4 protein-coding genes are annotated in these 5,108 nt (G+C 70.5%); 1 reads left to right on the top strand and 3 read right to left on the bottom strand.

Features of this window, described 5'->3' with window-relative positions; genetic code table 11:
• Positions 1 to 85 precede the first annotated feature (85 nt).
• From APY03_RS11695 to phnD, 3 genes are all read right to left on the bottom strand, one after another.
• Positions 86 to 1,780, bottom strand: a complete 1,695-nt coding sequence (locus APY03_RS11695) for a ShlB/FhaC/HecB family hemolysin secretion/activation protein (protein WP_068676979.1) — start codon at positions 1,778 to 1,780, stop codon at positions 86 to 88.
• Between the two features lie 265 nt (positions 1,781 to 2,045).
• Entirely contained in the window at positions 2,046 to 3,068 is a 1,023-nt protein-coding gene (locus APY03_RS11700; RefSeq protein WP_269747372.1) for a phosphate/phosphite/phosphonate ABC transporter substrate-binding protein, read from the bottom strand.
• Complete coding sequence (gene phnD, locus APY03_RS11705) at positions 3,058 to 4,080, bottom strand: phosphate/phosphite/phosphonate ABC transporter substrate-binding protein (protein WP_068676995.1); 1,023 nt, start codon at positions 4,078 to 4,080, stop codon at positions 3,058 to 3,060. The genes APY03_RS11700 and phnD overlap by 11 nt, the downstream gene beginning before the upstream one ends.
• Positions 4,081 to 4,324: 244 nt before the next feature.
• On the opposite strand from phnD, the gene APY03_RS43640 reads away from it, so the two are divergent.
• Positions 4,325 to 5,108: HAMP domain-containing protein (locus APY03_RS43640; protein WP_232324236.1), on the top strand; the 784-nt coding region annotated here is incomplete at its 3' end.

Genomic DNA, 5,108 nt, shown 5'->3' on the forward strand with positions numbered 1-5,108 from the left:
GCACGACGATGCGCATGCCGCGCGCGGCGTTGAAGACGATGCGGTGAAGATGCTTGTTCATGTTCTTTTTCTTCCTGCTTGCGCGTCAGAAGCTGTAGTTCAGGTTGAATCCCGCCGCGGTCGTAGCCGTGCGGAAGCCCTCGGGTTTCGCGATGGGCGCACCGACGAAGAAGTCGTAGCTCAGCCCCTTCCATGCGCCGCGCAGTCCGATCACGCCGCCGCTCAGCTGGCGACCCTCCAGTTGCCGCGTGGAAGGCCCGCCGACCTGCCCGTGGTCGATGCCGAGGTAGAGCTCGGCGCCGCTCGCGCCCAGCGCCCAGCCGATGTCGTTGCGCAGCAGCCAGCCACGCTCGCCCATGAGGCTCGACTCGCCGTCGAAGCCGCGCACAGAGTAGCGCCCGCCGATCGAGAAGCGATCCTGGGAGGTGAGCGCGCTCGGGCTCCATTGCGCGCGCCACAGGCCCGCGTAGCGCAGCTTCTGCGCGCGCAGCTGGAAGGGCGCATTCACGCCGAGCTCGGCGGTGGCGATCCGGAAGCGCGAAGTGCCGTCACCAAATTGCTCCTCGGGCGCAGGCAGTGCACCGAAGGCGCCGGTGCCGCGCCGCCCCGCCAGGGTGGCATCGAGCGTGGCCTCGCCGATGAACTCGCGGTGCGCCAGGCCCAGCTCCCAGCCCGCGGTGGCGCGCCGCTGCACCGGAATCTCGGTGTCCTCCAGGAAGTTGTGCGCGCTGCGGCGGAAGCCGCGCAGGGCGAGCGTGATCTTGCGGCGCTGGTCGCGGTACACCAGGCGCGAGAGCCTGAGTTCCGCATTGGCCGACTCGCCCGCATAGACATACGCCTGGTCCGCGCCGTGCACGGTCTGGTGGTACCTGCCCTGCGAGGCGGTGGCGCTCGCGAGCCAGTACCCCCAGGGCAGCGAGTAGTGCACGGTCTGGCCGCTGGTGCCCTGCCCCGGGTGGTTGAAGGCGTCGTGGCTGAGGCTGACGTAGAGCAGATCGTTGAGCCCCAGCGGGTTGTCCCACGCAAAGGTGGCACCGGCCTGCGTCTTGCCAGTGGCCTGGGTGCCGCTGTCGTCGAGGCTCAGGGTGGTGCGCAACGGGAAGCGCTGCGCGTACTTGACGACCAGGTCGCTGTCGCCGGGCCGCACGCCGGCGGCAGTCGAAGGCTCGATCTGGATATCGGCCTCGGCGGTGGGCACGCGCTTGAGGTTCTCCAGGCCCTGCTCGATGTCGCCTACGTTGATCAGCTCGCCGCGACCCGCGGGAATGGCGGCGGCAAGGCTGGCAAGCGCCTCGCCTCCCTCGGCGAACCGGATGGCGGCGATGCGGCCGGGTATCAGCGTGAATGCCAGCGTGCCCCGGCCCAGCTGCTGCGCTGACGCGAGGACGCGGGTGGTGACGTAGCCGCGCGCGACCACGGCCTGCTGCAGCCGCGCCATCACGATGTCGATGCCCTCGGAGCCGAGGCAGCGGCCGCGAGGATCGTCGCTGCCATCCGCGCCAGCGGCCGCGGCCAGCGCCCACTGGAAGTCCTCGGCACGCTCGCCGTCCAGCACGACGCGCTGGATGCGAAGGCACGACGACTCGTCCTCGGGCAGCCGGCGGTCTTCGGGCCGGGGCTCGGGCCGCGGGGGTGCGTGAAAAGCGCGCTCCTGCTGCCGGCGCAGGGCGCGCTCGCGCTCCTGCTGGCGCTGCTCCTCGACGAACGGATGGGGGGCCGCGGGCAGCGGCGCCGCCTGGGCATGCGCCAGCGCCGCCAGCACGGCGGGCAGGGCGATCATCCAAGTCTTGTGCCTTCCCGCGCAAGCGCGCGTGCTCTTCCGGGCCGCAGACCCGAAACCTCCCCTGACATTCACCACGTCGATCTTTCTTGGTTTTTGGACGGGCTGGATTCTGGTGTGCACCTCCGCGGATGTGGGCAGCCGCGTCAGAAAGCTTCAGGTTCTGGCGATCAAATGCGTGGCCGAACGAAGCGGCTCGTGGCTGCTTGAAATCTTTCGTCCTAGGTAAGCTGCTGCGCCAACGATGACGCCCCGCTGCGGCCGCTCAGGGCGCCGCGCCACGCAGCGCCGCCACCAGCTGCGCGTAGCTGCGCTCGATGCGCTCGAGCCGGGCCTCGCGCGCTTCCTGGCTGACCCACTTCGCGTTGAGCGCGCGCTGGCGGGCCAGCTGATAGTCCAGGGCGGCCGTCGACAGCAGCGCACTGTTGTCCTGCGCCAGGTAGCCCAGGGGCGCGTGCAACTGCTTCAGCACCTCGCGCTCGGCATCGCCGCGCGCACCGCGGGCCTGGCCGTAGCTCACGAGGAAATCCTGCAGCTGTTTCTGCAGGGTCGCGGGCTGGTCGCGCCGCACCACGAACAGGGCCGGCGGCGTGGGGCCGGATTCCCAGATCACCTGCAGCCGCGCCGCCTCGACCGGGAACTGCAGCCTGAAGCGCTCGAAGTCGGTGGTGTTGTTGGTGGCCACGTCGGCATCGCCGTTGGCCACTGCCAGCGCGGTGCCCTGGTGGGTGTCGACCAGCTCGCTGCGGAAGCGCTCCATGGCGATGCCATGCGGAAGGAAGAGCTCCTGCTGCGGCACGATGAAGCCCGAGACCGAGCGGCTGTCGCCGCGCGCGAGGCGCCATCGCTCGGGCGCGTCCAGCAACTCCTTCAGCGTGCGGGGCGAGTCGGCCTTGCGGGTGAGCAGCACTGCACGATGCGCAGGCACGCCGGCGCTCCGCTTGACCTGCGCCACCACCTTCATGCGCTGCTGCGCGACGGCGTCGAGCGCCAGCTTGGCTGACAAGAGGGCGAAGTCCACATCGCCGCGCCGGATCGCCTGGTCCAGCGATTCGTAGGAGCTCACAGACAGCACGCTCACCGGCCGGCCGAGCGCGCGGCTCAGGTCGCCCAGCAGCGGCGTCCAGCTCTCGCGCGATTCGACCGCGCCGCCGACCGGCAGCACGCCGAAGCGAAGGGAAGCAGCCGCCTCGGTGCGTGCGCTCTGCGCGAAGGATGCAGCCGCGGGCAGGGCGAGCAGCGCCGCCGCTGCCAGGAAGCGCCGCCGCGCGCCCGCTTCAGGGGGCACTGCCGCGCAAGGCCGCCAGCTGATCGGCATAGCCGCTCTCGATGCGCTGCAGCCGTGCCTGCCGCGCAGCCTCGTTGACCCATTGCGAGGTCATCGCGCTCTGGCGTGCCAGCTGATAGGCCAGCTTGGCGGCCGGCAGCAGCGAGGTGTTGTCGGCCGGCACGAAGCCCGCGAGGTCGTGCAGCGACTTGAGCACGGCGCGCTCGGCATCGCCGCGCTGGCCCTTGCCGCGCGCGTAGTCGACCAGGAAGGCCTGCACTTTCTTCTGGAACGCGGGACTGTAGTCGCGCCGCACCACGATCTGCGCATGCGGGATCAGCTCCGATTCCCAGATCACCTGGAGCCGCTCGGCCTCGGCCGGGAACTGGAGCCGGAAGCGCTCGAAGTCGGCGGTGTTGTTGGTCGCCACGTCGGCCTCGCCGTTGGCCACGGCCAGGGCGGTGGCCTGGTGCGTGCCCACCACCTCGCTTGCGAAGCGTGTCTCCATCACGATGTGGTTGGGCAGGAAGAGCTGCAGCTGCGGCACGATGAAGCCAGAGACCGAGCGGCTCTCGCCGCGCGCCAGGCGCCAGCGCTCGGGCTCGGCCAGCAGGCCCTTGAGCGTGGTGCGCGGCCCGGTCTTGCGCGTGAGCAGCAGGGCGCGGTAGCCCGGCAGGCCGTCGTGGCGCGTGACCTGCGCGACGACGTTCATGCGTCTCTGCGTGACGGCATCGAGGGCCATCTTGCCGGAGAGGAAGGCCATGTCGACCTGGTCGCGCTGGATGGCCTGCTCGAGCGCCTCGTAGGAGTTGACCGAGAGCACGCTCACCGGCCGGCCGACGGCGCGGCTCAGGTCCGCCAGGATCGGATCCCAGTCGTTTCGGGATTCGAAGGCGCCGCCCAACGGCAGGATGCCGAAGCGCAGCGGGGCCTCGTCTGCAGCGGCTACGCTGTGCATCGGGGCGGCGAGCGGCAGGCCCAGCAAGGCAGCGAGGATGCAGCGCCACGCGAGCGCCGACAGGCGCCGTGCCATCATGCGCAAACGCTCGGCGGGGTGCCGGGCAGCCAGAACGGGGGAGACGGCGTGGACAGGGGCCTGCATCTTCTTGAGGACCACGTTGGGCTGGGGCTCCGGCAACGGGCTGGTCAAAGCTGTTCTCTCGAGAACACAATTAGAAACCAACTTTGGCAGATTCCGTGACTTTTTCCTCTGGACATGTACTCCAGCCATTTCAGTCGAAGCACCGACGCAGCGCCGACGCGCGGCTGATCCTGCGATGAACTGGCCGTTCCGCGCCCTACGCCTGCTGGTGCGCCTCACGCTGGCGCAGCAGCTGGTGCTGCTGGCGCTGCTGCCCGCAACCGTGGCCACGCTGGGCGCCATCGCGGTGCTGACGCGCCAGCACCTCACGAACGTGACGGAGCTGATGCGCGCCAACGCCCAGACCGTGGCGCTGCAGGTGGCCACCGTGGCCCAGTCGCAGCTGCAGCGCATGGACCGCCGCTCGCTGCAGCGCACCGCCCAGTCCGGCAGCTACCAGCCGCACGTGCAGCAGGTGCAGATCTGGTCGGAGGACGGCGAGATCCTGGCCAATTCCGAGACCCAGGACCGCGAGCGCGGCGAGGGCCTGCAGGTCGTGGCGCCGATCGTGGCCGACGACGGCAGGCACGCCGGCAAGGTGATGGTGGAGATCAGCCTCGATGCGGTGGAGCGCGCCAAGCGCTCGGTCTGGCTCAACGTGGTGCTGGTGCTGGCGGCCAGCCTGGTGGGCGTAGGGCTGGCCGGCTGGTGGGCGGCGCGCCGCATCAGCGCACCGATCCGGGCGCTGGGCGAGGCGGTGGACCGGCTGGGCGCCGGCGAGGAAGTGCAGGTGGCGGTCGAGGGCACGGCCGAGGTGCGGCGGCTGCAGCACGGCTTCAACGAAGCAGCCGCCGCGCTTTCGGAAAGCCGCGCGCTGCTCGAGAGCCGCATCGCCCATGCCACCGCCGAGCTGGCCAGCAAGAACCAGCAGCTCGAGGTGGCGAGCCAGGCCAAGACGCGGCTGCTGGCCGCCGCCAGCC

The organism is Variovorax sp. WDL1, assembly GCF_001541225.1.
Classification (GTDB): domain Bacteria; phylum Pseudomonadota; class Gammaproteobacteria; order Burkholderiales; family Burkholderiaceae_C; genus Variovorax.